The organism is Aurantibacter crassamenti (genome assembly GCF_016811105.1).
Lineage (GTDB): Bacteria > Bacteroidota > Bacteroidia > Flavobacteriales > Flavobacteriaceae > Aurantibacter_A > Aurantibacter_A crassamenti.
The window spans coordinates 447,322-473,276 of the sequence record NZ_JAFBGM010000001.1 but is presented as its reverse complement, the minus strand read 5'-3'; the positions used below and the strand labels follow the sequence as shown (position 1 = coordinate 473,276).

Sequence of the window (25,955 nt, the reverse complement as noted above, 5' to 3'; positions counted from 1 at the left end):
ACAAGAACAAATGAAAAAAATGTACTTCGCAATGGTAGCGTTTTTATTTACCGCTGTTGTATTTTCTCAAGGAACAATTACTGGTACTGTAATAGACGGTGAGTCTAGTACACCATTACCAGGAGCAAGTGTGGTGGTAGCAGGGACATCAAATGGTACTTCAACTGATTTTGATGGTAATTTCTCAATTGAAGTTTCAGAAAATTCAGGGAATTTAATAGTTTCTTATATCGGCTTTGTTTCTAAAAATATTGCTTTCACCGGTCCTGGTGCTTTAGCACAAATTACTTTAGAGCCAGATGCTGAAGAATTAGAAGGTGTTGTGGTTGTTGGAACAGGTGTTATCGATCTTGCTAAAGAAAGAGAAACTCCTGTAGCGGTGAGCACAATTACTGCAAGTGAAATTGTTGCCAAAGTAGGTAACCAAGAATTTCCTGAAGTATTAAATAAGACACCTTCAGTTTATGCTACTAAGCAAGGTGGTGGATATGGTGATTCTAGAATTTCGGTTCGTGGTTTTTCTCAAAGTAATACTGCATTTATCATCAATGGTCAACCAGTAAATGATATGGAAAATGGTTGGGTGTATTGGTCAAACTGGCAAGGTTTGTCAGATATCGCCTCAGGTATGCAGGTTCAAAGAGGTCTTGGTGCTTCCAAATTAGCAGTGCCTTCGGTTGGTGGTACAGTAACTATTGTTACCAAAAGTACCGATAAAGAAGCAGGTGGATTTGCAACAGGTTCTGTTGGTAACGATGGATATTTTAAACAAGTGTTTGGTATAAACTCTGGTAAAAATGAAAAAGGTTGGGCCACAAGTGTTTTATTAGGACATTGGAGTGGTGATGGTTATGTGGATGGTACTTCAGGTGAAGGATTTACATACTTGTTTTCATTGGGTTATGAACCTTCCGATAAGCATGCGTTTAATTTCACATTTACAGGTGCTGGACAATGGCATAATCAACGTGATTTAGATTTATCGATTCGTGATTATCAAAATTTCGGAGGTGATGATTTTAGAAGATTTAATGCGGATCACGGTACTTTAAACGGTGATGAATATTCGTTTAGAAAAAACTTCTATAATAAACCTATTGCAACTTTAAACTGGGATTGGGATTTAGGTTCAAATTGGTCGCTCTCTTCTTCATTCTATGGTTCATGGGGCCGAGGTGGAGGTACAGGTTCTAGAGGTAGAAATTTTGGAATTTATCCATTTCAAAAAGACCTTACAGCAGCTATTGAAGAAGGAGACTTACCTTATAGAACAGCTGCAGGAACAATTGATTTTGATGCTATAGTAGCAAACAATAGAGCTGGAGTAGGTTATTCAAATGAAGATAGTGATTACAATGGTTTACGTCTTGGGTCAAATGGTTATAATGATAACGGTGTAAATAGTAATGTTGCTATTCGAAGAGCTTCAATGAACTCGCATAACTGGTATGGTGCTATTTCAAATTTAAAATATGAAAATAATAATTGGACCTATGGTATAGGGGTAGATTTACGTGCTTATAAAGGATATCATTATAGAGTTTTAAATGATCTTTTAGGCCTAGATGGTTATTTTAGTACAGGTAATAGTAATTTGTCTGAAGGTGTAATTTTAACAGAAACTATTGCTGCTACTCCTTTTAATGATACTGGTTTAAATGGTGATAAAATTGATTATTACAATATTGGAGACGTTCGTTGGTCTGGAGTTAATGGAATTATTGAATATAAATCAAACAATAAGTTAAGTGCTGTTTTACAAGCAGGTATTTCAAATCAAGGTTATAAGCGTATTGATCCATTTGATCAAGTAAATAATGTTGTAAGTGAGCGTGAAAATATTTTAGGTGGTTATGTAAAAGGTGGAGCGAACTACAACTTAGATGATGCAAATAATGTGTTTTTTAATACGGGTTATATAGCGCGCCAACCAAATTTTGATGCTGTTTTTCCAAATTTCGCTAATATTATAAATGACGATGTTAATATAGAAAAGATTACTTCTTTTGAATTAGGATATGGGTATCGTACAAATATATTATCAGCAACATTAAACCTGTATAGTACTGCATGGAAAGATCGTTTTATTTCTAGAGGTGTAGAATTGGGTGGTGGTGCTGAAGGTACTGCTAATTTTGAAGGGGTAAGCCAATTACACCAAGGTGTTGAAATAGAACTTATCTATCGTCCTGTAAATAGCTTGAAATTTAATGGTATGTTATCTGTTGGTAATTGGAGATATAAAGATGATATTGCTTCAACCGTTTTTGATGATAATAATAATCAAATTGGCACTTCTACATTGTTTGTTGACGATGTTAAAGTTGGTGATGCCGCTCAATTTACTGCTTATATTGCAGCTGCATATACTATAGTTGATGACTTTAATGTGGATTTAAGTTGGAGAAACGCCTCAAACTTATATGCCGATTTAGATATTGAAAATGATGACATTTTCTTAACTGACAATAATCAAGGAGCTCTTAAACTTCCTAGTTATAATCTGTTTGATTTAGGTATCGATTATCGTTTTAGATTTGCGAAATCTAACTTGTTCGCAAGAGTTAATGTAAACAATGTTTTTGATACTGAATATATTTCAGAGTCTGATTCTAATATTCATGCTACTTCTGGTTCGCAGTTGTACAATGGTATTGACACTAATAACTATGTGTGGTTTGGTTTTGGAAGAACATGGAACTTAAGTTTACGTTACAACTTCTAACTAACAAATTAAAATTTTATAAACCCCGCTAAATGCGGGGTTTTTTATGCCTAAATTTTAGTACTTTTAGAGCACTCAAAATTTGAATACTATGCAAGAATATGAACTCGCTTACGGATGGTTTTTAACACTACATTCTTATTTAGCATACTTTGTGTTAGCAATATTAATCTTGGCAGTTGTGAATGCTATTCATGGTTTAATAAGCAATAAAATGTTTACACCTGAAAGAGACTTTAGAATTAGTCTTTTTGCGCTGATTTTAAGTCATCTTATGTTATTAGTAGGTCTAGTTCTTTATTTCACCTCATCTAGTGGTTTTCATGCTGTAAAGACCTTAGGCATGGGTGGTATGAATGCAGCTTCTAGATTATTGGCGGTAGAGCATCCGTTTATTAATATTTTGGCGATTATTTTAATAACTATTGGTTGGTCTAGACATAAGAAATTTATTGAAGGCAATAAGAAATTTCAGTCCATCGCAATTTTTTATGGATTAGGCCTTATATTTTTTCTAAGTAGAATTCCTTGGGGTCAATGGTTTAATTGATTCTAAAGATTTTCTTAGTTCACTGGGCATTTTTGCTACATATATTTTTAATTTCAAATAAATCTTTAAATGAAAAAGACTATTATCCTCTTAGCACTAACAATTGCATTTGTTTCGTGTAAATCAAAAGCACAAACTGTTGCCAATTCAACAAATCAAAAAACGCTTTTTAATGGCGATAATTTAGATGGATGGACCATTTATGGGACTGAAAAATGGTATGCAGAAGATGGTTTGTTAGTATGTGAAAGTGGACCAGATAAAGGATATGGCTATCTTGGTACTAATGAGCATTACAAAAATTTTGAATTAACCTTAGACTTTAAGCAAGAAGCCAATGGTAATAGTGGTGTTTTTATTCGTTCAACTGTTGATGGTACTAAAGTTAGCGGGTGGCAAGTAGAAGTAGCACCTCCGGGGCATGATACAGGCGGAGTTTATGAATCTTATGGTAGAGGGTGGTTAATTAAGCCAGCACCTGAAAAAGATAAAGCCCTTAAAATGGGGGAGTGGAATACCATGAAAATACGTGTTGAAGGTGCTACAGTAACGTCTTGGTTAAATGGTACACAAATGATGACTATTACTGATGATAAAATAGGAGCTGGTGAAGGTTCTATTGCACTTCAAATTCACGATGGTGGTGGTATTAAAGTGCGGTGGAAAAATATTCAGCTTACTGAATTATAAAAAATAATACGGCACCTCTCTTAAAAAAAAGGGAGGTGTTTTTTTTAAGGCTTAGCTGGCAGCATATTTCGTATTGCAGCAATCTTCCAAAGATCTTTACTTTTAACAACAATAAAAGTACTCCACATTTTACGTATTGAACCATCAGTGTTTTCAATTTGATACTTAGCGTCTACAATGGCACTTTCTGAATTTAGATGACGAATTGTATCAATTGTCAACGTTCTTGCGCCAGGGTTAACCTTAGTGCTATTCTGCATTCCTTCAAGAGCTATAGCAATACCTTTTCTCCACACACCAGAAGAAACCAATTGATCTATGTCATCAGTTAATATGGATTTAAGTAGTACAGCATCTTTTGTTTCTCTTGCAGTAGAATAATTAGCTATTAATTTGGTGATTTCTTCATTTTGCTGATGAGAAATTTCATTTTCTTGCGCAGTAATAGTTGAAAACGTTATTAATGAGATAGTGATAAATAGCAGACGAATTTTCATCATAATTATTCTGATTAAAGGAATTGTACTAAATACGGCTTTAGCTTTTTAATACACTTTTAAGGCTCAATTATTTGATTGTGTTTGTTCACCCAAATATCATTTGATAAAGTAATTAGCCCATGATTTTGATGGTAATAACTTTCACCAGTTTGATACTCTTTAACTTTATCTGCTACAAAGCCTTCTGCGCAGAAAGATGTGCCGTTCGCACCATATTGCCGAACATAACCTTCTTCACAGCCACCACCATCATATTCATCATCACAACTTATTAAACATATAATTAAAAGTAATAGAAGGCTAAATCTTTGAAGCATAATTTTGAGTTTGTTTTTTCTAAGTTACTAAAAATGTAGGTATTGAAGTTGTTCTAATTTTTAGTTGCTTTAATCAAATACATATATACTGGAAAATGGTCGCTGTAACCACCCGCATAATTTCCCCCTGCATACGTACGAAATGGATAACCCTTGTATTGACCTTTTCTCGTTATTAAGTAATTCGGATTGAAAACTCCAGCTTTCCAGAAATGATAATTGTTTTCAGAATTTAGAAGGTTCCCTGTAAAGAAAATTTGATCAAATAGATTCCATTTGTCTCGGTAAGCCAATGAGCCAATTCCTTTTTTATATAATTTTTCCATTGGGTTAAAAAGATCGATGTCATTTATATTATTACTTTTTCCTGTGGTTTTTAGAATTTTTTTTAAGCTATCGTCTGTAGGGTCATCATTCAAATCTCCCATGCTAATAATTCGTGCAAATGAATCTGTTTTTTGTAAAGAATCAATAATTCTTTTGTTCAATTTTGCAGCTTTCATTCTATTGGGTTTACTTCTTGCTTCTCCGCCACTTCTAGAAGGCCAATGATTGATAATAAAATGCATTTGTTCGTCATCAAGTAATCCACCAACTACTAATTGATCTCTAGTATAATTGCGTTCATTATCTTCGTTTATTAATAATAAGCGATGACTTTCAAATGAGGTAGGTAAAAATGCCGATTCTTTATAAAGTAAAGCTACGTCGATACCTCTTTCATCAGGTGAATCAAAATGAACTATTTGGTAACCTTTGTTGCGAAGAAGTTCATTATTTACAAGGTCTTCTAAAACCTTAATATTCTCTACTTCGCTTAAACCGATAATATCTGGAGAAGTATTTGTTTCATCAACCCCTATTTCAGAAAGTACTTTTGCTAGGTCTTTTATTTTTTTATTATAACGATTAATTGTCCAATTATCTTTTCCGTCAGGGGTACGGTCATCATCAAAAATTAGTGTGTCATTTTCTATGTCAAATAGGTTCTCAACATTGTAAAACGCTATAGTTCTTATATGGTACTTTGTTTCTTCCTGAGCAAAAAAGAGGAAAGGAAAAAACAGAAATAGTATGATGTATTTTGATTTCATTTTCTGCGAAAAAATATTCAATTAACGAAAAAACATTCAATTTTGAGCGTATTTTCTTAGAATATATATAGTTAATCAGTATATTGTATCTGGTTGCTAACCAGAACACTAACCAAAAATGCGATTGACTCTCGCTGTTCTATTGTTGGCTTTCAGTACTTCTACGCTGAAGGCACAGCGTACTTTTCTTATTAAAGGAAAAGTGCTAGATAGTCATTTGAAAGAACCAATAATCAGTGTTTATATTTCCATTTCAGGAACAAAATTTTCTTGTCAATCTACTATTTCTGGTGATTTTGAATTACATGTTCTTACCAAAGGAGAATTCATATTAAATATCTCATCTATTGATTATGTAGTTAAACATATTCCTGTTATAGTTGCGGATGATGTAGTAGATATTGGTGTCGTTTACTTAGAAAAAGACCTTGTTCAAGAACGTACAGATAATTTAATTAGCCTTACCGAATCTGAATTATTTGATGAAGAAGCTGATTCAAATTCTTCGGCATTACTACAGGCCACACGTGATGTTTTTCTGACTAGAGCAGCTTTTGATTTTGGACAAGCTTTTTTTAGAGTTAAAGGGTATGACTCACGAGAAGGTGAAGTACTTATAAATGGTATTTCAATGAACAAATTATTTGACGGTAGACCCCAATGGAATAACTGGGGTGGCTTAAATGATGTTACAAGAAATCAACAGTTTTCAAACGCATTGCAACCTTCAGATTTTACTTTTGGTGGTATTTTGGGCAATACAAATATTGACATGAGGCCTTCAGGTTTTCGACCAGGATCAAGGATTTCAACTTCTTTTTCAAATAGAACTTATACTGGTAGATTAATGGCTACCTACAGTTCAGGGCTTCTAAAAAATGGTTTAACTTACTCGGTTTCAGGTTCTAGAAGATGGGCAAAGCAAGGCTATATTAATGGTACTTTATATGACGCTTTTTCTTTTTTTGGTGGATTAGAATATGAATTCAATGAAAAAAATAGTGTGAACTTCACTGGTATTCTGGCGAGTAACCGTAGAGGTCGTTCTTCTGCTATTACAGAAGAGGTTTATGAAATGGTGGGTAATAAATACAATCCGTATTGGGGTGAACAGAACGGTAAAATAAGAAATTCACGTGAACGTAAAATAGCTGAACCTATACTAATGTTGAATCATTATTATACTTCAGATAAATTGAATGTGACATCCGGAATTTCTTATCAATTTGGTGAAATATCTAAGGGAAGATTAGGGTATTATAATGCTCCAAATCCTGATCCAACCTACTATCGATACTTACCAAGTTTTTATATCAATAGTACTATAGGTGCAAATTTTGTAAGTGCCAACCTAGCAAAACAAGGCTTCGTTGAAAACCCACAAGTAGATTGGCCAAGTATGTATGCAGCAAATTCATTACCTAAGGCTGCTTACATCTTGTATGAAGATAGAGTTGTTGATCGTCAATTCTCATTTAGTTCAAACGCAAATCTAAGTTTGAATGATCAATTTCAAATTGATTTTGGTGGTTCCTATAAAAACCTACACTCAGAAAACTATGCTCAAATTCAAGATTTATTGGGGGCTGATTTTCATGAAGATATAGACCCCTTTTCAAATACCTTGAGTGATGCAATTGGTGAAATAAATAAACGTAAGAACGAAATTTTTAATTATCATTTTATTTATAATGTTTCTCGAATGAATGCCTTTGCACAATTGAAATATAATTACAAGAAATGGAATGCATTTGTTGCTGCAACATTTTCAAATACTAATTACCAGCGAGAAGGACTTTTTAAGAACGAACGATATCCAAATAATTCATTGGGTAAAAGTGAGAAGCTAAGTTTTTTAAATCTTGGTGTTAAGGGTGGTTTAAATTATAAAGTAAATGGAAGGCATTGGCTTACTTCTAATTTTCATTATGCTAATCGACCGCCAATACTACAGAATGTTTTTATTAATCCAAGAGAAAATAACCAAATCGTAGCAGAGATAAAAGAAGAAACCATTTCAGCGTTTGATATGAATTATTTTATGCGCTTACCAAAACTGACCGGCAGATTTACGGGGTATTACACTCGCTTTGATAATACTACTGATGTAAATTTCTTTTTTGTAGATGCAGGGGTTGGTTCCGATTTTGTACAGGAGGTTTTGACTGATTTAGATAAGCTGCATTTTGGTGTTGAGCTTGGTTTAGAATATCAAATTTCATCTGCGGTGAAACTAACTTTTGTATCAGCTATTGGTAAATTTATATATGCTAGTAATCCGTCAGTCTCAATTAATTTTGATACTGCTGGTGCTGAAGAAGACGTGATAAATCCTACGGGAAATATTGATTTAGGTAAAGCTGTTATTAAAGATTACAGGTTAGCACAAGGACCTCAAGAAGCTTTTGCATTTGGTATTGAGTATCGCGATCCAAAATATTGGTGGGTTTCTGCTACCACTAATTATTTAGCTAAGAATTATGCTAATATTTCTACTATCACAAGAACACCAAGTTTTTATATTAATCCAGAAACAGAGTTGCCATTTATAGATGCTACTGAAGAAAACGTAAACGCGTTATTAAAACAAGAACCATTAGATAATTTTTATTTATTGAATGTGGTAGGAGGAAAGTCTTGGTTGAAAAAAGGAAAGTATATCAGTGTTTTTATGAGTATCAATAATCTATTTAATCAAGTTTTTAGAACTGGAGGATATGAGCAAAGTAGAAATGGAAATTACGGACAATTAAAACAGGATAATTTAAGCGGTACACCATCTTTTGCACCAAAATATTGGTATGGTTATGGTCGTACTTATTTTTTAAATGTAGCGTATAGTTTTTGATGAGAGTTAAACTGCTTTTTACAAAAGTCATTATACAGGTGATAATTATATTGCTAGTAACTGGCTGCGTGAAAGGGCGAAATTTCGAACCACCTGAAAGCAACTGTACTTCAAATGTTATAGCTAACAGCAAGTTCGTAGATGTAAAAAATTTATATAAAGATGAAACTATTCAGATTCAGGATGATTTAATAATTGAAGGATATGTAATCTCAAGCGATATATCAGGTAACTTTTTTAGTGTGCTTCATTTTCAAGATAAATTGAATAACCCAACTGAAGGGTTTCAAATTGAAATTGATTTTCGTGATTCTTATTTGTTTTATCCGTTAGGAAGTAAAATTAGTATAAAATTGAAAGGGTTATATGTTGGCAAGAGTAATGAGGTTTATAAAATTGGTGGTGCTTTTACTTCTTTTGGAAATGTGTCCGTTGGGAGGCTACCAGCAGCAAAAGTAAATCAACATATTTTTATTGATTGTGAAAATGGAGCATTACTTGAACCAACAATAGTGGAAATTTCCGATTTAAAGAATTTGCCAAATAATACTTTAGTTCAGTTAAAAGATGTACAGTTTATTAAAGAAGAAATAGGACTTCCTTATGCAATTGAAACAGAGGAAACAGAGCGTACGATTATAGATTGTAGTGGTGCTGAAATGGTTGTGCTCAATAGTGGGTATTCTGATTTTCATAATGAAGCTATTCCATCAGAAAATGGATTAATAACTGGAGTTTTAGTAAGAGATAAAAGTAATTATCAATTAATATTTAGAAGCTTAGATGATTTAAAATTAAATCAAACACGATGTACTGGTTTGGAAAATGAATTCACTTCAGAACAGATATTTATTTCTGAGATTGCTGATCCAGATAATAATTCTGAAGCGCGATTTGTAGAATTATATAATTCCAACTCAAAAACCATTTCACTTAATGGTTGGCATTTAAATCGATTTACAAATGAGAATCTTGAAATTGGTTCAACTATAGATTTATCAAATTATGAAATTTTAGCAGAAAGCACTTTGGTGATTGCGGCAAACGAAGAAGAGTTTATAAATGTTTATGGATTTATTCCGGATATGGTGGCGGGTAATAATAGTCCTGCGGACTCTAACGGTGATGACAATTTTCAGATGGTAGATCCATTTGGAAAAGTAATTGATGCGTTCGGAATTATTGGAGAAGATGGCTCGAATACCAATCATGAATTTGAAGATGGTCGAGCATTGCGTAAGTCTAATATTTCAATTGCCAATCCTGTTTTTGACGCCAATGAATGGGAAATTTATAATGATTCGGGTGGTTCGGGTACTACAAATCAACCACAGTTAGCTCCGGATGATTTTACTGCTGGAATACGATAATAAAAAACCGCCTTATATCTTATAAGGCGGTCTCTATAATTAAATAATAAAGTCATTTTTATTTTAAATCAAAACGATCCAAGTTCATCACTTTGGCCCAAGCAGATACAAAATCATTTATGAATTTCTTTTGTGAATCATCACATGCATAAACTTCGGCATACGCTCTTAATTCAGTATTCGAACCAAAAATAAGATCAGCACGCGTACCCGTCCATTTTACTGATCCGGTAAGGCGATCACGGCCGGCAAAAATACTTTCATCACTTGATGAATCTTCCCATTTTACACTTAAATCAAGAAGATTTATAAAGAAGTCATTTGTTAATACTTCACGTCGATCCGTCATAACACCATGTCTTGATTTATCGAAATTTGTATCAAGCACTCGCAAACCACCTACTAAAACTGTCATTTCAGGGGCCGTAAGTTTCAGTAATTGCGCACGATCAACTAACAATGCTTCAGCAGATGCTTTATAATCTGGATTCTTGTAGTTTCTAAAGCCATCAGCAGAAGGTTCAAGGGCTTCAAACGAATAGGCATCTGTTTGCTCTTGCGAAGCATCTGTTCGACCCGGTGTAAATGGTACGTTAATTTCATTGCCTCCGTTTTTCGCAGCCTCTTCTATTCCAGCACTTCCTCCTAAAACAATTAAATCTGCTAAAGAAATCTTTTTATTTCCTGATTGCGCATTGTTGAATTCTTCTTGTATTCCTTCTAAAGTATTTAGAACTTTGGCTAACTCACTAGGGTTGTTTACCTCCCAATTTTTCTGTGGTTCTAAACGAATTCGAGCTCCATTTGCGCCTCCTCTTTTATCAGAGTCGCGGTAAGTTGATGCTGACGCCCAAGCAGTAGAAACTAATTGAGAAACGGTTAACCCTGACGCTAAAAGTTGTTTTTTCAGCGTAGCAATATCCGTGTCATTTACTAATTCATGATTTACTGTAGGTATAGGATCTTGCCAAATTAATTCTTCTTGGGGTACTTCAGGTCCTAAATATCTAGAAACTGGTCCCATATCTCTATGCGTTAATTTAAACCAAGCACGAGCAAAAGCATCTTCAAATTCAGCTGGGTTTGCTTGAAAACGTTTTGATATTTCAAGATATTCTGGATCAACTTTTAATGCCATATCAGCATCTGTCATCATTAAATCTTGAGTTTTAGAAGCATCACCTGCACGCGGTGCTTTTTTTGCAGCTGACGCAGCGGTTGGTCTCCATTGGTTTGCACCACCCGGACTCTTAGTTAATTCCCAATCATACCCTAATAACACATCAAAGTAGTCGTGATCCCATTGGGTAGGATTGGGTGTCCATGCACCTTCAATTCCACTTGTAATTGTATCATCAAGTACTCCTGTACCAAACGAATTTTTCCATCCTAAACTTTGCTCTACAATACTAGCTCCTGCTGGTTCAACACCAACAAATTCGTCTGGATTAGCAGCGCCGTGTGCTTTACCAAATGTATGACCACCGGCGGCCAAAGCAACTGTTTCTTCATTATTCATGGCCATTCTGCCAAAAGTTTCTTTCAAAAGTTTAGCAGTGCCTAATGGGTTTGGTGTGCCATTGGGCCCTTCTGGGTTTACATAAATAAGACCCATGTGTGAAGCACCTAAATTGGCTTCTAATTTATATTCTCCATCTGAAAAACGTTCTTCATTACCCATCCATTCAGTTTCAGAACCCCAATAAACATCTTCTTCAGGCTGCCAAATATCTTCACGCCCACCGGCAAAACCAAAGGTTTTAAAACCCATTGATTCTAAGGCGCAGTTGCCTGTTAAAATCATGAGGTCAGCCCATGATAGTTTTTTACCATATTTTCTTTTGATTGGCCATAAAAGCAAACGTGCCTTATCTAAGTTTCCGTTATCTGGCCAGCTATTTAACGGCGCAAAACGTTGTGAGCCTGAACTTGAACCCCCTCGACCATCACCTATACGATAGGTGCCTGCACTATGCCATGCCATACGAATCATGAAAGGACCATAATGACCATAATCTGCTGGCCACCAATCTTGAGAAGTTGTTAATGCTTCAACTATGTCTTTTTTTACTGCTGCTAGATCTAAAGATTTAAATTCTTCAGCGTAGTTGAAACTTTCATCCATTGGGTTTGTCAAAGAAGAATTTTGACGAAGTACATTTAATCGCAATTGATTGGGCCACCAATCTAAATTATTGGTGCCTCCGCCGGCAGTCTGATTCATAGTTCCCCCTAAATATGGGCACTTGCCTGAATCATTAATATCTAAAGCTTCTCCGTGCGGGTTGTTTTCAGTATTGTCCATTGTTCTATTTTTATTTTTTTAGCTTGTATTTGTAAAGCTATTGAAAAGGAACAATAAAAACTATAGGCATTATCTTGATTTGTGTTATTGTATTATTGAAATTATCTATAGTGTAGCTTTTCCTTTTAGAAATTGAAAATGTTATCAATTTTTATTGAAACAATAGGTTTTCAATGAGTTAGTATACTTGTTTTTTTATACATTTAACTTAATGGAACATGAAATATTTTTCGCGGAAATTAGAAACGGTAATAGTAAAGCGATTATTGATATATTAAATTCAAATCCTGAACTATTAAATATTAGCGATCAACGTGGATCAACACCTTTGATTTTAGCAGCATATTACAACCAAGAAAAAATTGTAGATGTTCTATTAGAAAAAGGTGCTGATATCAATGCAAAAGATTCTTCAGGTAATACTGCATTAATGGGTGTTTGTTTTAAAGGTTTTACTGCAATTGCAAAAAACCTAATTGATAGGGGTGCAAATATTGATGAGCGTAATTCAATGGGTGGTACTTGCTTAATTTATGCTGTTACTTTTAAGCATTTAGAAATTGCGAAATTACTTGTTGCACATGGAGCTGATACCACTCTAAAAGATGGCAGAGGCGATACTGCATTAGATCATGCCAAGATACAGGGTGGTATTGAAATGATTACATTATTAGAGAGTTAGCATGTTAGAGCAATTAAAAATCGCGTTGGTTCAAACTTCTATTGTATGGGAAAACCCAGAGCAAAACAGAACAAATCTTTTAGCAAAAATTAATACTATTTCTTCGGATGTTGATTTGATTGTACTCCCTGAAATGTTCACATCAGGGTTTACTATGACTCCTGAAAATTTATCTGATTCTGAAGGGAATATTACTTTAGAATGGATGCAAAAGTTAGCGAAACTAAAAAATGCAGCCATAGTCGGAAGCATTCCATATTTTGAGAATAATAGTCATACAAATCGGCTTTTTTTTATAACCCCAGAAGGGCAAACCAATGTTTATGATAAAAAGCACACTTTTACACTTGCCGGTGAAGATAAAGTCTATAAGTCAGGTGATAAAAGATTAGTGGTAGATTATAAAGGTTTTAGAATTTGTCCGATGATTTGTTATGATTTACGTTTTCCGGTTTGGGCTAGATACAAAGATGATTATCATATTTTACTATATGTTGCTAATTGGCCAGAACCTCGAATTGCTGCTTGGGATACGTTATTGAAAGCTCGTGCCATTGAAAATATGGCGTATTGTGTTGGAGTAAATAGAATAGGAGAAGATAAAAATTTGCTCAAATATCCTGGTCATACTGCTGTATATGATTCATTGGGGGAACAGGTTGCATTCTCAACAATTGAAGAGATTATTTACTGTAGCATTGATAAGCAACAGATACTTCAAAGTAGAAATAAATTAATGTTTTTAGATGATCGAGATCGATTTAATCTAGTATGAAAATTTTTTAGTTTTTAAGCTGTAACATCTTTTAAAATACTTTCAAGATCTTTTGATGAAAATGGTTTTAATATGTAATTGTGTATAATCTCATAGTTTCCTACTTTTTCTAAATCTCTAGGGTCTACTGAAGAACTTATAATGTAAACAATCACTTTGTCTTGATTGTTATTCTCAATTTTAGTGAATTGTTCTAAAAATTCCCAACCATTCATTATGGGCATGTTTAGGTCTAAGAAAATTATTGAAGGTAATTCTTTGCCTAAATCAGTAAGTTTTTTGAACTCATCAAGTGCGTCTTGACCATTGTTGAAAACGAGTATTTCTTCACAGAAATTTACTTCTTTAATAATTCTTTTTGTTCCGTAGATGAAAATGTCATCATCATCAATTATACATGAAGTATTAATTTTTTTCATGGTGTATTTATTAATGTTAATTATTCCTTTTTAAAATTTAAAATAAACGTAGTTCCTTTATCAAGCTCACTAACTATTTTTATAGTTCCGTACATGGCTTCAATTTGGTTCTTTGTTATAAATAAGCCAATACCTTTTGCATCTTTATTATTATGAAATGTTTTGTACATACCAAAAATTTTCTCACCATAACGTTTTAAGTCTATACCCTGGCCATTATCTGAAAAGTGAACTTCAATTGAGTCTTTATTGATTTTAGAGGTTACTTTTATTTTTGGTTTCCGCTTAGGTGATGCATATTTCAAAGAATTTGTAAATAGATTTAATAAAATGCTTTCGAGATATGCTGGTACTACATTTACATAATGCGTTTTACAAATGTCGAATTTGCAAGAGGCTTCTTTCTCTTTTATCAAGGCACCAAGAGTATCTTTAACGTTGTTGATAGATGCAATTAAACTAGTGCTTTTCATTTTTTCTAAGGCACCTGTTTTAATTTGTACAACTTCGTTTAAATGCATTACAGTCTCATTAAGACTTTCTGCGGCCTTGCTAAGCATTGTGGCTATATTTTTTCTTTCATTTGATCCTTTTTCTTGTGCTAAGAATTGTATTAGCATTGACATATTGGTCGAGTGTGATCTTAAATTGTGCGATACAATGTGGGCAAAGTTCATAAGGCTTTCGTTTTGGCCCCTTGTTACTTCAACTAGTGTCTTTAATCTTCTTTCTGCTTCAATTCTAGAAGTCATATCAACGATTTGTGCAATAAAATGAGATAAATTACCATTGATGTCATTTACCGAAGTTACCATAATTAATACATGAACTATTTTTCCATTCTTATGGTATAATCTTTTTTCTAAATGACAACTAGAAATTTTTCTAGATGTTAAGTCTTTCGTTATTCGAATGGATTCTTTAATATCTTCCTTATAAGTTATATCTAAAGCAGTCATTTTGATTAGCTCTTGATGCGAATAACCCAGACTAACACACAAACTTTTATTGACCTCTAACAATCTACCATTAAGCCCTAATATGACCATGCCAACATTAGATTTATCAAAAACCCCAGTAAAAGATTCATGATTACGTCTAAGTTCTAGTTTTGTAGTTCTAAATTCAGTGACGTCCCAATTAGCACCTACCATTTGTTTAGGGTTACCTTCTGCATCTTTAATAATAGAAGCCCTAGACTTAATGTATTTTATAGAGCCATCTGGCCAAATTATTCTAAATTCAGTGTCAAACTTGTTTGAACTAGCAACAGCCGATTGAAATATCTGTTCGCTTTTTGCTAAATCATCTGGGTGCAAAACTGAAGTCCACGATTCAAAGGTTCCTTTAAAAGCTTTCTTATCTACATTATAAATTGCAAACATATGATCATCCCAAACAAGCTTATCTTTAGTAATATCATAATCAAAAATACCAATATGCGCCGCATCTGTAGCAATTTTTAACCTATTGGATATTCTTTGATATTCTAGTTCAATTCTTTTTTTAGTGTCAATATCCTGAAAAGTACCGTAAATTCTAATGCATTTACCGTCAACTAGTTCAGTTTCACCTTTAGCTCGTACCCAAAGTTCGTTTCCTTTAGCTGTAACTATTTGAAGTTCAGTATCCCATGGTTTTCCAATTGCAATCGCATCACTCACCAAACTTGTAATATTATCTCTTGATTCTCCTTTTTTATAAAAATTTATGCCCTCTTCTAGTGTAGGAATAAAGTCTTTAGGTACTTCATGAATTTCCTTAGTAACATCGGTCCAATAAACTACTCCACTTCTCATATCTACTTCCCATCCTCCAATTCTAGCAACACTTTCGGCTTTTAATAACAGGTCTTCGCGACGCTTCTCATCTGTAATGTCATCTTGTACTATGATTAACCCACCAATTAATTCAAGTTCGTTATGCCATGCGTTTATTTTCCATTTGGTCCATTGTATACTTCCGTCAGAATGAATTAATTTGGTTTTTTCAACTACGTGGCCGCCTCCGCTTAGACAACTTTTGTGAATTTTCTGTAGTGATTTAGTAGTGTCTGGTAAAATAGTATAATATGATTTACCCGTCACTGAAGTTTGACTTTTTGCAATAGTACGCAACCATGTATTAGAATAACCAATAATGCACATGTTAGTGTCAACAACTGCGATAGCTTTTGGTGAATCTTTAATTAGTAAATTAATTGTTGATGTTGCCAAGTCCGGCATATTTCTTACAAAATTAGTATAATAACTATTGAACGTAAGAAAACCCTTAAAAAGTATGTAGTACAACGGAATTGTTGTAAAATCAATAGAAGTGGTTGAGATTACTGACTTTATGACTTGATTTATAGGGTTTTTACTAAAGTTTGAATGGTTTAATCGTTAATGATAAAAGTTTCTTCAACTTCCCAATTAGCTCTTATTTCTAAGGTATCTGGGTAATGGCTAACACGTTCTGGTTGCAGGCTTTTTAGTATACTTCCAGTATCCCATATTTTATTTCCATTTACATCAAAAATCACCCTCAAAAAATACTTAGAAGGTTCTATATTATTGAACTCAATAACTTTTGGTTTGGTTGCGTATATTTCTTGTTTCAAAGCGCCTTGTTGATCAGTTAGTTGTACTACAAGCGGATAAGCAGCAGTATCAACTTGTATGTTTAACCTTAAGTTTCCGTAATCAGCAAGGCTATTTGTTGAAAGATTATAGTTTATCGTGTCATTTGTTTCTTCAAAAAAATCAACTACTGCACCTGGTAACAAGCTTAGGTTATAATTTTGATTTGGTTCTTTTTCAAAGTCAAAATCTATTTCATTTTCAATACTATCAATCATTACATTAAAACTCACGTTAATCGAGTCTTTATCTATCATTTTGAATTTGGTGCTGTCTATTTTTGAAATAGGTGTGTTTAGTGAAATTGAGAAGTCTTTATTAAAGTCTAAACCGCCCGATTGATTCGGATTTAATTGCAACGAATCAATACCAACTTTACGCTTTTTTACAGTGAATGTGTCTATCAATGAAAGTTTATCATTTATGGCAAGAAAAACAATTGAATCTAGCTCTGTAGGGGTAAACCAAAAGTTTAATGTGTCTTTTTCTCTATGTTTTAGAAACTTGTATCGTACAGAGTCAGGTAGTTGTGTCAATGGTTCTACTCTGAAATCATCTTCTAGGCCATAATATCCAAAAGATATTTTATTTCTCGCCTCAAAACTAGGTACTTGTATGCTGTAATTTTGTATTTCTTTAAACAGTGATAATAAGTAGGTGCTATCTGTAGGCAGGCTAACTGTATCTTGTAGAAATGCTATTTTATCGGCGTTTTGATCAAATATATTATTCTTTGCTGCATCTTTTAAAGCAAAAATCTTATAGTTGCCGGCCTTTAGGTTGTTTAAGGTGAATATTACTGTACTATCTAGCGTATTGGTAATGTAATTTGGAGCTTTTTTAAAAATGGTTGAATCGTTATAAGCCGTATCAATTTCATAAAGCATAACACTTAAAAACTCATCAGCTTTTCTTTTGAAAGCATCTTTTACCACCCCTGAAACGCTCAGAGAATCAATATAAGTACCGGTTGAAAATACATAGTTTAAAAAACTACTTGGGTTGCCTTCATTGTGGTCAACTATGCTTTGCCCAAAATTTAACGTGTACGTGGTGTTTTCTCTAAGGGTATCTTTGATTTTTATTTCAACAAACTTGCTTGCACCGCCTTGAGGTGAAATTTCTGGTGTATATTTTAATGGTGGTGATACAATAAGCTGTTCTTGAATGTCTTTTAGAGTAATATATTCATCGAAGTATAGCCGAATACGTTTTGCTTTAAATTCAATGGTCATATTAGGTGGCTCAGCTTTTACTAATATGGGTGGGTCTAAATCTTTGGGGCCGCCAGTAGGGCTTCCGCGCCTAGCGCATTGTACTAGTGCAGCAACTATTAAAAAAAGAAATAAACAACCAATAAGGCGTCTTATCATGACCTAAATTCAAACTAATTCAATAACAAAGAAACGACTAATATTAAATAAATGGAAGGTTTTGTGATTTGATCATTTATATAATAGTGGCACAAAAGCCATGCTTGCTACAAACACATTTACATTTTTTGATTCATGCAATGCTTTTGCACACATTTCTATTGTTGCCCCAGTGGTAATAATATCATCTACTAATAAAATATTCTTATCTTCAATAATACCCGTATTTGAAAGGGTATACAATGATTTATTGTCAAACCAGCGCGCAAGTCTACCTTTTTTAGTTTGAGTTCTTGAATTTGATGTTTTAAGTAAAACATCACTTCTAAATTCAGCTCCTAAATGAGTTGCTAATTGTAACCCGAACTGAGTAACCTGATTATACCCTCTTTTTCTTAACTTTTTAGGATGTAGTGGTACTGGTATTACCAAGTCAATATTATCAATAAAACGATTCTTTTTTATTATTTCACCATACCATTCTCCTAAAAAGGCACCTACTTTTTCTTGGTTTTTGTACTTCAAATGATGAATAAGCTGTTGAACTATGCCATTTTCGGTGAAAAAGAGAAAAGAATTTGCTTTTTTTATGTTAATTCGACCGTAAAAAATACGGTCAACGGGGTTTTCTACGTTAAAGTTGTACTCGGTAAGTGGTAGATCATTCCTACAAGATGTGCATAGTAGGTGTTCTCCACCTAGTAAATGGGTATTACATCCAAAACACAACTTGGGTACTAGGATACTGCTTATATCATTTATTATATTTGATAGTTTAGTATACATTTTTTTACAATATAAAAGCAGCCTACAAATAATTTAGCTTGATGAACGCCCAAGATAAAAAAATCAATTACAAAATAATTCTTGCCGCCTTGGTAGCTGTAATAATAGCGATTTTAATCGCTTATTACTATAGTTATACCCAATCTCAAAGTGAAATTGCTTACTTAGAGAATGAAAAGAGCCTTTTAGTTAAAGATTTGACCTTAATGAAAGCTGATTTAGATAGATTAGCTTCAAATAGTGAAGTTGATGAAATTGAACTGGAAAGGTCTAGATATCAGATTCAACAGTTGCAAGACTCGGTAGGTCGATTGAATTTTACCGTTGAAAAACTACGCGAATACAAATCAGAGCTTAGAAGACTAGAGTCAAGAAATGATAGTCTTAAGCTTAAAAATAATTTTCTAAAATATAACAGCGCCTTATTAGCTGAAAAATACGCAAAGAGCCAAAAAGAGGTTCGCGCATTACAAGAGGCTAGAAATCAGTTGACTCAAGCTGAATCTTTACAACGTAAAAAGCAGATTGAACTTAATGAAGAACTTAAGAAAAAGAAATATTTGGTGCTTGATGCTGACATGACTCAAGGTAACGGTCTTAGAGTTAGAGACGAAAGTGCTGTTATCACTAATAAAGCTTCAATTGTAGAAAAACTGAGAGGTTGTATTACTATTGAAGCCGATAGCGAGGCTATTAGTCAAGAAAAAATAATATACTTCCAGTTTTTAAATGCTGATATGCGCATTGTGGAAGATAATGCCAATACAATTACTGTAAATGGGAATGTTTACAGCAAAAGAGTTCAAATTCTATATACTGGTCAAGAAATTCAAGTTTGTGACTTTATTACACTTCCTAAAGGTTCTTTAGAGGGGGGTCTTTATACACTAAATGTTTTTGAAAACGATAAACTTCTATCAACTACTGAATTTCGTTTGAAATAATTTATTGCCTTAGAATGTAAAATTCTATTTTTGTCAAATGGCAAAACAAGAAGACGATTTTAAGAAAGTAATTTCACATGCTAAAGAATACGGTTATGTATTTCAATCAAGTGAAATTTATGACGGATTAAGCGCTGTGTATGACTATGCACAAAATGGCGCTGAACTTAAAAAGAATATACAAGAGTACTGGTGGAAAGCCATGGTGCAGCTCAATGATAACATTGTAGGTATTGATGCCGCAATATTGATGCACCCAACAACTTGGAAGGCTTCAGGGCATGTCGATGCTTTTAATGATCCACTTATTGATAATAAAGATTCTAAAAAACGATATAGAGCTGATGTTTTGGTCGAAGATTATGTGGCCAAAATTGAAGGTAAAATTGAAAAGGAAGTTACAAAAGCGGCTAAACGCTTTGGTGATTCGTTTGATAAAGAGCAATTCTTGGCTACCAATCAGCGTGTAGTTGAATATCAAGAAAAAGTTACTTCTACTTTAAAACGATTAGGTAAATCTTTAGAAAATGAAGATTTAGTTGATGTTAAAGCTCTAATTGAAGAACTTGAGATTGCCTGCCCAATGTCTGGGTCTAAAAATTGGACTGATGTGAAGCAGTTTAATCTTATGTTTGGCACCAAATTAGGAGCTTCGGCTGATAGTGCAATGGACCTTTATTTACGACCAGAAACGGCGCAAGGTATTTTTGTAAATTTCTTAAACGTTCAGAAATCTGGGCGTATGAAAATTCCGTTCGGAATTGCACAAACAGGAAAAGCCTTTAGAAATGAAATTGTTGCAAGACAATTTATCTTCAGAATGCGCGAATTTGAACAAATGGAAATGCAATTTTTCATCAAACCAGGTACGCAGAAAGAATGGTATGAGCAATGGAAAGAAAAGCGCATGAAATGGCATCTTTCTTTAGGCATGGGACAAGAGAACTATCGCTTTCATGATCATGATAAATTAGCACATTATGCCGATGCAGCAGCCGATATTGAATTTCGCTTTCCTTTTGGTTTTAAAGAATTGGAAGGAATTCACTCGCGAACTGATTTTGACCTCTCAAAACATCAAGAATTTTCAGGTAAAAAATTACAATATTTTGATACTGAAGAGAATAAGAACTATGTGCCATATGTTGTTGAAACTTCAATAGGTTTAGATAGAATGTTTTTAGCTGTTTTCGCAAATTCTTTACAAGAAGAAGAATTAGAGAATGGTTCTACTAGAACTGTATTAAAACTTCCTGCTGTGCTAGCGCCAACTAAAGCAGCTGTTTTTCCTTTAGTTAAAAAAGATGGATTACCAGAAATAGCTAAAGAAATTATTGATGATCTTAAATGGGATTTCAATGTTTTATATGATGAAAAAGATGCTGTAGGGCGCCGTTATAGAAGACAAGATGCAAACGGAACACCTTTTTGTATCACTGTAGATCATCAAACAATTGAAGATAAAACAGTTACCATACGTCACCGAGATTCTATGAATCAAGAACGTGTAGCAATTTCTGCATTAAAAGAATTAATACACGCTGCTGTTGATATGAAAACTTGGTTGATGAAAATGGCTTAGATTCATCTATAGTCGATAACCTAATTTAACACTAGAATAATAATTTATTCCGTTACCAGGGTAATAATAACGAGGTTCGCTTCCTCCAAAACCTTGAGTATTGATTAAGACCGATTGGGCATAAACCGTATCAAATACATTGTTTATGCCTAAATCTAAACCTAATGTAAATTTGTTTGAAATCTTTTTCTGATAACCTATTCGTGTATTCATGATGTTGAATGAATCACTTGAAAGTGTATTTGCATCGGTTAGCGGAACTGAACCTAGGTATTGATAAGTAGTATTCCAATAAAAATTATCAAATAATTGCATTTGTAGCCCTGAAGTTAGAGTGTTTTTTGGTACGCCAGTTAAATCATTGCCAGAGAAATCTTCGCCCTCATCTATAAATTCAACAAATTTGTGATGATTATAAGTGTAATTTAAAAAGGGTGTCATTTGAATTTTTGAACTGACATTAATACGATAATTTAACGCCAATTCTAAACCTTGATGTTTTGTTTTTCCAGCGTTTTTACCAATATATTGGTCATCAATAACTCTTTCGGCTACCAGTAAGTTCTCAATATTCATTTGGTATAATGCAATGTTTATTGAAAGGTTTTTATTGTCAAAGTAAAGTTGTGAACCCAATTCAATGTTGGTGCCTGTTTCTTGTGAAATATCAGGATTGATTACGCCGTCTGGCGTTAAGGTTTCTTCTAAACTCGGATTTGAAAACCCTCTACTTATATTGCCATATAGGTTGTAATCTTCAGAAAATTTATAATTTAAATCTAAACTAGGTAACAGTATGGTTTTAAAACTACGTTTAGCACTTCTGTTATTGACACCGGTATTGAATTGATCACGATAATCGTAATTAGTTTTGTTGATATTCAAACCTAGCTGAGCATAAAAAACTTCAGAAAATGGTAACAGCAAGGTGCCAAAACCATTGAATTGTCTTCTAAACTCTTTATTTGCTGCATATTGGTCTCCTTGTAAACTTCCATTGCCATTGTTGTTTTCATACAGATTTTCAAATTGATTCCAATTATATTCATCTTTTAGTAATTCACCACCAAAGGTGTACTCCGCTGAAATGTTAGAAAAATTCAATTTCCCTATAAAACGAGTTCGAAGACCGTAACCATTAGTGAATTCATCTAAAATACCGAAAGGGGCGGGTTCATAATGGTCTAAATAGTTATAGAATACACTCGTCGAATTCTTTAATTTATCACTAAACTTATGTTCATAATTAAGTCCAAGTAGCGTATAGTTATTAGCCTCATAACCTTGCGAAACTCGCCAAGTGTAAGTGACTTGTTTTGGGTTTTCTGCAAATGCCGTAGCCCCTAATGAACTTGGTATTTGAGCAGAGTAATCAACATGATTAATTAGTAGACTTATCTTGTTTTTTTCATTAATTAAATAAGATGTATTCAAAAGTAATCCGTCTCGTTCAAAATTGTTGTTATCACGATAACCATCTGTTTCTGTATGACCGTATTGTAAACCAAGGCGGAACTTGCCATCAAAATGATTGAATGATAAATTATTTTTAATCAGATTGTAAGATCCAATTGTAAAATTATTTACAAAAGATGTTGATTTTCCAATGGCTTGCTTCGGATTTAAGATGATTGCACCACCCAAATTACTCCCAAAAGCAGTTCCTTTGGGGCCTTTAATAATTTCAATTTGACTTAGGTTTTCTAAATCAAAAGCTTCTAATTCAGATGACCCAGAACCGTTAGTAATAGGTATATCATTATAATACATTCTTAATTTATTGGTGCCAAAAAGTGTTCTAGCACCAATACCGCGAATTGTAATTCTATTTGTGTTTAAAGCTCCTGAAAACACGAAAATTCCGGATAATTGATTTATCGCCGAAACCATATCTATCGGACTGTAATTTTGAAAGATTTTGGCGCCTAGAATTTCTGATTGGGTTATGCCCGTAGTATTTTTTGTTTTTAAGCCGTCTAGCAAAATAACTTCATCAAGTTGGGTAATACTATCAATTTGTACTGGGTCTTGTGCATGTAGAAATTGAATGGTGCAAAGACAAAAGAGGAGAAAATACTTCATAAGATTTTAATGAAGTGCAAAAATATAACTTAAAACCGAAACCCTAGGGATAATCCTGCGCGATACATAAAGCTATTTTGAAATTCTTTAGAATTAATATTTCGGCCCAACCCTGCAGAAATTTCTAAAGTTAATTTTTGACCAAAGGTTGACCATTTTCTACCCAAACCAAGACCTAATGCAGTTGTACTATAATCATTATTTCTTGTTCCCAGATTATTGGTGTTATCAATATCTCCGGTATAATAAAGACCAAATGCTTCTGCAAAGATTCCGCTTTTGGGGTTATAGCCAAAATAGGCTCTTAAGTTGGGTCCAATTCCAAAATTACCAGTACTCGCATAGGCATCCCCATTAAAAAATAGTGTGCCTCCAATACTAGTATCTGGTGTAAAGTAATATTCATATGATCCTTCAATGGTTGATGTGGCTAAAAATCGACCCATATTGAAACGAATTTCATGGTCATTGTAACCATTTTGATAGTTTTGAGCACTGACCATAAAAATTCCTGAAAAAAATAGAATAAAGTATACGAACGTTTTCATGATAAAGAGATTTATATTGGATATAAATCAATATGCGTTCCAAACTTTTTAATCCCTAAAACATTCTTTATTTTCGATTCAAATTAGAAAGGAATGAAAATAGTATCATATAACGTAAACGGAATTCGAGCTGCATTAAAAAAAGGTTTTATAGAATGGCTTCAATCAGTGAACCCAGATGTTATTTGTTTGCAAGAAATAAAAGCACAAGAAGATCAACTCGATTTGTCTGTTTTTGCCGCTGCTGGTTATGCTTATAATTATTGGTATAGTGCACAAAAAAAAGGATATAGTGGAGTTGCAATTTTATCAAAGACTAAACCTGATCATGTAGAATATGGAACAGGTATTGAATCCATGGATTTTGAAGGAAGAAACCTCAGAGCAGATTTTGGTGATTTGTCTATTATGAGCATGTATTTGCCTTCGGGTACAAATTCTGCACGTTTAGATTTTAAGTTGAATTATATGGACGAGATTCAACATTATCTAAATGATTTGAGAATGGAAAAACCAAATTTAATAGTGTTGGGTGATTATAATATTTGTCATGAGTCCATAGATATTCATAACCCTGTTGGTCTTAAGAATGTATCAGGTTTTTTACCTGTTGAACGTGAATGGATAGGTAATTTGATAAATAGTGGATTCATAGATAGTTTTAGACATTTTAATGATGAACCCGATAATTATACATGGTGGAGTTATCGTGCCAATGCCAGAAACAATAATAAAGGCTGGCGTTTAGATTACGGTATGGTAAGTGAACCATTGAAGGGAAGACTAAAGCGATCGGTGATTTTATCTGAGGCAAGGCATAGTGACCATTGTCCGATTTTAGTTGAAGTCGAGATTTAGGAACAGTACTAAATTAAAACTAAAAACCACAGTTGATTTTAACCGTAGTTTTTAGAATATTTATTAGAAGGTTAACCTACCTCTACCGACATTTCCAGTATTGTAAAAATCCCACCCACTATTTGTTGTATTATCCAACCAAACTTCTGGATTATTATAGATATCGGTTCTACCGGAAGCTCTTGAATATCTACTATCATCTTGTAAATGAACGTCAAACCATTTGACATTCCATCCATCAGTTCCTTGTAGGGCTAAGGTGGCATTTTTTACTTCAATCCAATTTGATCTTGGTATATGACCTTTTAAATAGAAAAAGTCCCAAGAACCATTTTCAAAGTCATTTCTTGAGGGATCATTTAATCTGAACCAAGGTACTTGATAATCTCCATTGTTAGTTAAAAAATTAATCCTACCCCAGACATTACCATCAGTTTGACTGTGAGGATCGGTATCAGTTCTGATTGCAACTTTAATATATATGAAAGCTTCTGATTTGCTGGCACTTTTTTCTTCTATCATGAATTTATGTACTTCCTCTAGAAAAGAGGTTTCTGCATCCTCTCTACTTAATGACCCACTATATTGTTTATATAATACTGGAGTTAATGTTTCTAGACTTGACACGAGTTCCGAATCATTGTAACCAGTTTTACTGGTAAAACCTTCTTCTTGACTACTTTCAATAAATAATTCGTTTTCGGTTTCTTCTTTTTGACAAGACGTCATAATCAATGCTATTAGAAGTAACCCTCTTGTAATAATTCCCCCTTTAATTTTCATAATAAAAAACTTTTAAGATTAATATGCTCTTTTATGAAGTAAAAAATAGAAGGTTAACAATTTAAAGATGTAAGTTCATTACATTTCCGATTAGCGTAGAAAT

The 25,955-nt window shown here is 33.5% G+C and carries 21 protein-coding genes; 10 read left to right on the top strand and 11 right to left on the bottom strand.

Annotated elements, in window-relative coordinates:
• Window positions 1-10 precede the first annotated feature (10 nt).
• The 3 genes from JQC67_RS02000 to JQC67_RS01990 all read left to right on the top strand — a co-directional run bounded on the left by JQC67_RS02000 (window position 11) and on the right by JQC67_RS01990 (window position 3,965).
• Window positions 11-2,725 (top strand): TonB-dependent receptor, encoded by a 2,715-nt coding sequence (locus JQC67_RS02000; protein ID WP_203251190.1) that lies wholly within the window; start codon window positions 11-13, stop codon window positions 2,723-2,725.
• 91 nt (window positions 2,726-2,816) lie between these two features.
• A complete protein-coding gene (locus tag JQC67_RS01995; RefSeq protein WP_203251189.1) occupies window positions 2,817-3,275 on the top strand; it encodes a hypothetical protein in 459 nt (152 codons plus the stop codon).
• A 69-nt stretch (window positions 3,276-3,344) separates the two neighbouring features.
• Window positions 3,345-3,965, top strand: coding sequence for a 3-keto-disaccharide hydrolase (locus tag JQC67_RS01990; RefSeq protein WP_203251188.1), 621 nt, complete (start codon window positions 3,345-3,347; stop codon window positions 3,963-3,965).
• Window positions 3,966-4,009: 44 nt separating this feature from the next.
• Here JQC67_RS01990 and JQC67_RS01985 read toward each other — a convergent pair whose 3' ends face one another.
• From JQC67_RS01985 to JQC67_RS01975, 3 genes are read right to left on the bottom strand one after another with little or no spacing between them, the layout of a single operon-like run.
• The gene (locus JQC67_RS01985) at window positions 4,010-4,465 is read right to left on the bottom strand and encodes a DUF4440 domain-containing protein (RefSeq protein ID WP_238934442.1); all 456 of its coding nucleotides are present in this window, start codon (window positions 4,463-4,465) and stop codon (window positions 4,010-4,012) included.
• 56 nt (window positions 4,466-4,521) lie between these two features.
• Window positions 4,522-4,782: a hypothetical protein gene (locus tag JQC67_RS01980; RefSeq protein WP_203251187.1), complete on the bottom strand. Its 261-nt coding sequence runs from the start codon at window positions 4,780-4,782 to the stop codon at window positions 4,522-4,524.
• Window positions 4,783-4,835: 53 nt separating this feature from the next.
• The gene (locus JQC67_RS01975) at window positions 4,836-5,876 is read right to left on the bottom strand and encodes an endonuclease/exonuclease/phosphatase family protein (protein WP_203251186.1); all 1,041 of its coding nucleotides are present in this window, start codon (window positions 5,874-5,876) and stop codon (window positions 4,836-4,838) included.
• Between the two features lie 118 nt (window positions 5,877-5,994).
• On the opposite strand from JQC67_RS01975, the gene JQC67_RS01970 reads away from it, so the two are divergent.
• Complete coding sequence (locus tag JQC67_RS01970) at window positions 5,995-8,724, top strand: carboxypeptidase-like regulatory domain-containing protein (RefSeq protein ID WP_203251185.1); 2,730 nt, start codon at window positions 5,995-5,997, stop codon at window positions 8,722-8,724.
• Between the two features lie 68 nt (window positions 8,725-8,792).
• The gene (locus JQC67_RS01965) at window positions 8,793-10,094 is read left to right on the top strand and encodes a DUF5689 domain-containing protein (protein WP_317198347.1); all 1,302 of its coding nucleotides are present in this window, start codon (window positions 8,793-8,795) and stop codon (window positions 10,092-10,094) included.
• Window positions 10,095-10,152: 58 nt separating this feature from the next.
• Here the strand turns inward: JQC67_RS01965 and katG are convergent, their stop codons facing one another.
• Window positions 10,153-12,399 carry a catalase/peroxidase HPI gene (katG, locus tag JQC67_RS01960; RefSeq protein WP_203251183.1) on the bottom strand — a complete coding sequence of 749 codons (2,247 nt, stop codon included), beginning with the start codon at window positions 12,397-12,399 and terminating at the stop codon, window positions 10,153-10,155.
• A gap of 211 nt (window positions 12,400-12,610) precedes the next feature.
• Here katG and JQC67_RS01955 point away from each other — a divergent pair, with 211 nt between their 5' ends.
• Both JQC67_RS01955 and JQC67_RS01950 read left to right on the top strand, forming a co-directional pair.
• Window positions 12,611-13,081, top strand: coding sequence for an ankyrin repeat domain-containing protein (locus JQC67_RS01955; RefSeq protein ID WP_203251182.1), 471 nt, complete (start codon window positions 12,611-12,613; stop codon window positions 13,079-13,081).
• Between the two features lies 1 nt (window position 13,082).
• Window positions 13,083-13,856, top strand: coding sequence for a nitrilase family protein (locus JQC67_RS01950; protein WP_203251181.1), 774 nt, complete (start codon window positions 13,083-13,085; stop codon window positions 13,854-13,856).
• A 14-nt stretch (window positions 13,857-13,870) separates the two neighbouring features.
• Here JQC67_RS01950 and JQC67_RS01945 read toward each other — a convergent pair whose 3' ends face one another.
• The 4 genes from JQC67_RS01945 to JQC67_RS18990 form a co-directional block, all read right to left on the bottom strand.
• Window positions 13,871-14,275 (bottom strand): response regulator, encoded by a 405-nt coding sequence (locus tag JQC67_RS01945; protein ID WP_203251180.1) that lies wholly within the window; start codon window positions 14,273-14,275, stop codon window positions 13,871-13,873.
• A 20-nt stretch (window positions 14,276-14,295) separates the two neighbouring features.
• Window positions 14,296-16,500: a PAS domain-containing sensor histidine kinase gene (locus tag JQC67_RS01940; RefSeq protein ID WP_203251179.1), complete on the bottom strand. Its 2,205-nt coding sequence runs from the start codon at window positions 16,498-16,500 to the stop codon at window positions 14,296-14,298.
• A gap of 152 nt (window positions 16,501-16,652) precedes the next feature.
• Window positions 16,653-18,269, bottom strand: a complete 1,617-nt coding sequence (locus tag JQC67_RS01935; protein ID WP_203251178.1) for an Ig-like domain-containing protein — start codon at window positions 18,267-18,269, stop codon at window positions 16,653-16,655.
• Between the two features lie 72 nt (window positions 18,270-18,341).
• Window positions 18,342-18,794, bottom strand: a complete 453-nt coding sequence (locus tag JQC67_RS18990) for a ComF family protein (RefSeq protein ID WP_238934439.1) — start codon at window positions 18,792-18,794, stop codon at window positions 18,342-18,344.
• A gap of 302 nt (window positions 18,795-19,096) precedes the next feature.
• Here JQC67_RS18990 and JQC67_RS01925 point away from each other — a divergent pair, with 302 nt between their 5' ends.
• Entirely contained in the window at window positions 19,097-19,999 is a 903-nt protein-coding gene (locus JQC67_RS01925; RefSeq protein ID WP_203251176.1) for a hypothetical protein, read from the top strand.
• A gap of 37 nt (window positions 20,000-20,036) precedes the next feature.
• Complete coding sequence (locus JQC67_RS01920) at window positions 20,037-21,581, top strand: glycine--tRNA ligase (RefSeq protein WP_203251175.1); 1,545 nt, start codon at window positions 20,037-20,039, stop codon at window positions 21,579-21,581.
• Between the two features lie 6 nt (window positions 21,582-21,587).
• Here the strand turns inward: JQC67_RS01920 and JQC67_RS01915 are convergent, their stop codons facing one another.
• Both JQC67_RS01915 and JQC67_RS01910 read right to left on the bottom strand, forming a co-directional pair.
• On the bottom strand, window positions 21,588-23,663 hold the full coding sequence (locus JQC67_RS01915; protein ID WP_203251174.1) for a TonB-dependent receptor family protein: 2,076 nt from the start codon (window positions 23,661-23,663) through the stop codon (window positions 21,588-21,590).
• Between the two features lie 29 nt (window positions 23,664-23,692).
• Window positions 23,693-24,211 carry a hypothetical protein gene (locus tag JQC67_RS01910; RefSeq protein WP_203251173.1) on the bottom strand — a complete coding sequence of 173 codons (519 nt, stop codon included), beginning with the start codon at window positions 24,209-24,211 and terminating at the stop codon, window positions 23,693-23,695.
• A gap of 93 nt (window positions 24,212-24,304) precedes the next feature.
• On the opposite strand from JQC67_RS01910, the gene JQC67_RS01905 reads away from it, so the two are divergent.
• Window positions 24,305-25,069, top strand: coding sequence for an exodeoxyribonuclease III (locus JQC67_RS01905; protein ID WP_203251172.1), 765 nt, complete (start codon window positions 24,305-24,307; stop codon window positions 25,067-25,069).
• Between the two features lie 63 nt (window positions 25,070-25,132).
• Here the strand turns inward: JQC67_RS01905 and JQC67_RS01900 are convergent, their stop codons facing one another.
• Entirely contained in the window at window positions 25,133-25,852 is a 720-nt protein-coding gene (locus tag JQC67_RS01900; protein ID WP_203251171.1) for a hypothetical protein, read from the bottom strand.
• Window positions 25,853-25,955 lie beyond the last annotated feature (103 nt).

What these genes read in the sequence shown, in the direction of transcription:
- JQC67_RS02000 (WP_203251190.1), top strand. Translation starts at nt 11, where the DNA reads ATGAAAAAAATGTACTTCGCAATGGTAGCGTTTTTATTTACCGCTGTT.
- JQC67_RS01995 (WP_203251189.1), top strand. Translation starts at nt 2,817, where the DNA reads ATGCAAGAATATGAACTCGCTTACGGATGGTTTTTAACACTACATTCT.
- JQC67_RS01990 (WP_203251188.1), top strand. Translation starts at nt 3,345, where the DNA reads ATGAAAAAGACTATTATCCTCTTAGCACTAACAATTGCATTTGTTTCG.
- JQC67_RS01985 (WP_238934442.1), bottom strand. Translation starts at nt 4,465, where the DNA reads ATGATGAAAATTCGTCTGCTATTTATCACTATCTCATTAATAACGTTT.
- JQC67_RS01980 (WP_203251187.1), bottom strand. Translation starts at nt 4,782, where the DNA reads ATGCTTCAAAGATTTAGCCTTCTATTACTTTTAATTATATGTTTAATA.
- JQC67_RS01975 (WP_203251186.1), bottom strand. Translation starts at nt 5,876, where the DNA reads ATGAAATCAAAATACATCATACTATTTCTGTTTTTTCCTTTCCTCTTT.
- JQC67_RS01970 (WP_203251185.1), top strand. Translation starts at nt 5,995, where the DNA reads ATGCGATTGACTCTCGCTGTTCTATTGTTGGCTTTCAGTACTTCTACG.
- katG (WP_203251183.1), bottom strand. Translation starts at nt 12,399, where the DNA reads ATGGACAATACTGAAAACAACCCGCACGGAGAAGCTTTAGATATTAAT.
- JQC67_RS01955 (WP_203251182.1), top strand. Translation starts at nt 12,611, where the DNA reads ATGGAACATGAAATATTTTTCGCGGAAATTAGAAACGGTAATAGTAAA.
- JQC67_RS01950 (WP_203251181.1), top strand. Translation starts at nt 13,083, where the DNA reads ATGTTAGAGCAATTAAAAATCGCGTTGGTTCAAACTTCTATTGTATGG.
- JQC67_RS01945 (WP_203251180.1), bottom strand. Translation starts at nt 14,275, where the DNA reads ATGAAAAAAATTAATACTTCATGTATAATTGATGATGATGACATTTTC.
- JQC67_RS01940 (WP_203251179.1), bottom strand. Translation starts at nt 16,500, where the DNA reads ATGCCGGACTTGGCAACATCAACAATTAATTTACTAATTAAAGATTCA.
- JQC67_RS01935 (WP_203251178.1), bottom strand. Translation starts at nt 18,269, where the DNA reads ATGATAAGACGCCTTATTGGTTGTTTATTTCTTTTTTTAATAGTTGCT.
- JQC67_RS01925 (WP_203251176.1), top strand. Translation starts at nt 19,097, where the DNA reads ATGAACGCCCAAGATAAAAAAATCAATTACAAAATAATTCTTGCCGCC.
- JQC67_RS01920 (WP_203251175.1), top strand. Translation starts at nt 20,037, where the DNA reads ATGGCAAAACAAGAAGACGATTTTAAGAAAGTAATTTCACATGCTAAA.
- JQC67_RS01915 (WP_203251174.1), bottom strand. Translation starts at nt 23,663, where the DNA reads ATGAAGTATTTTCTCCTCTTTTGTCTTTGCACCATTCAATTTCTACAT.
- JQC67_RS01910 (WP_203251173.1), bottom strand. Translation starts at nt 24,211, where the DNA reads ATGAAAACGTTCGTATACTTTATTCTATTTTTTTCAGGAATTTTTATG.
- JQC67_RS01905 (WP_203251172.1), top strand. Translation starts at nt 24,305, where the DNA reads ATGAAAATAGTATCATATAACGTAAACGGAATTCGAGCTGCATTAAAA.
- JQC67_RS01900 (WP_203251171.1), bottom strand. Translation starts at nt 25,852, where the DNA reads ATGAAAATTAAAGGGGGAATTATTACAAGAGGGTTACTTCTAATAGCA.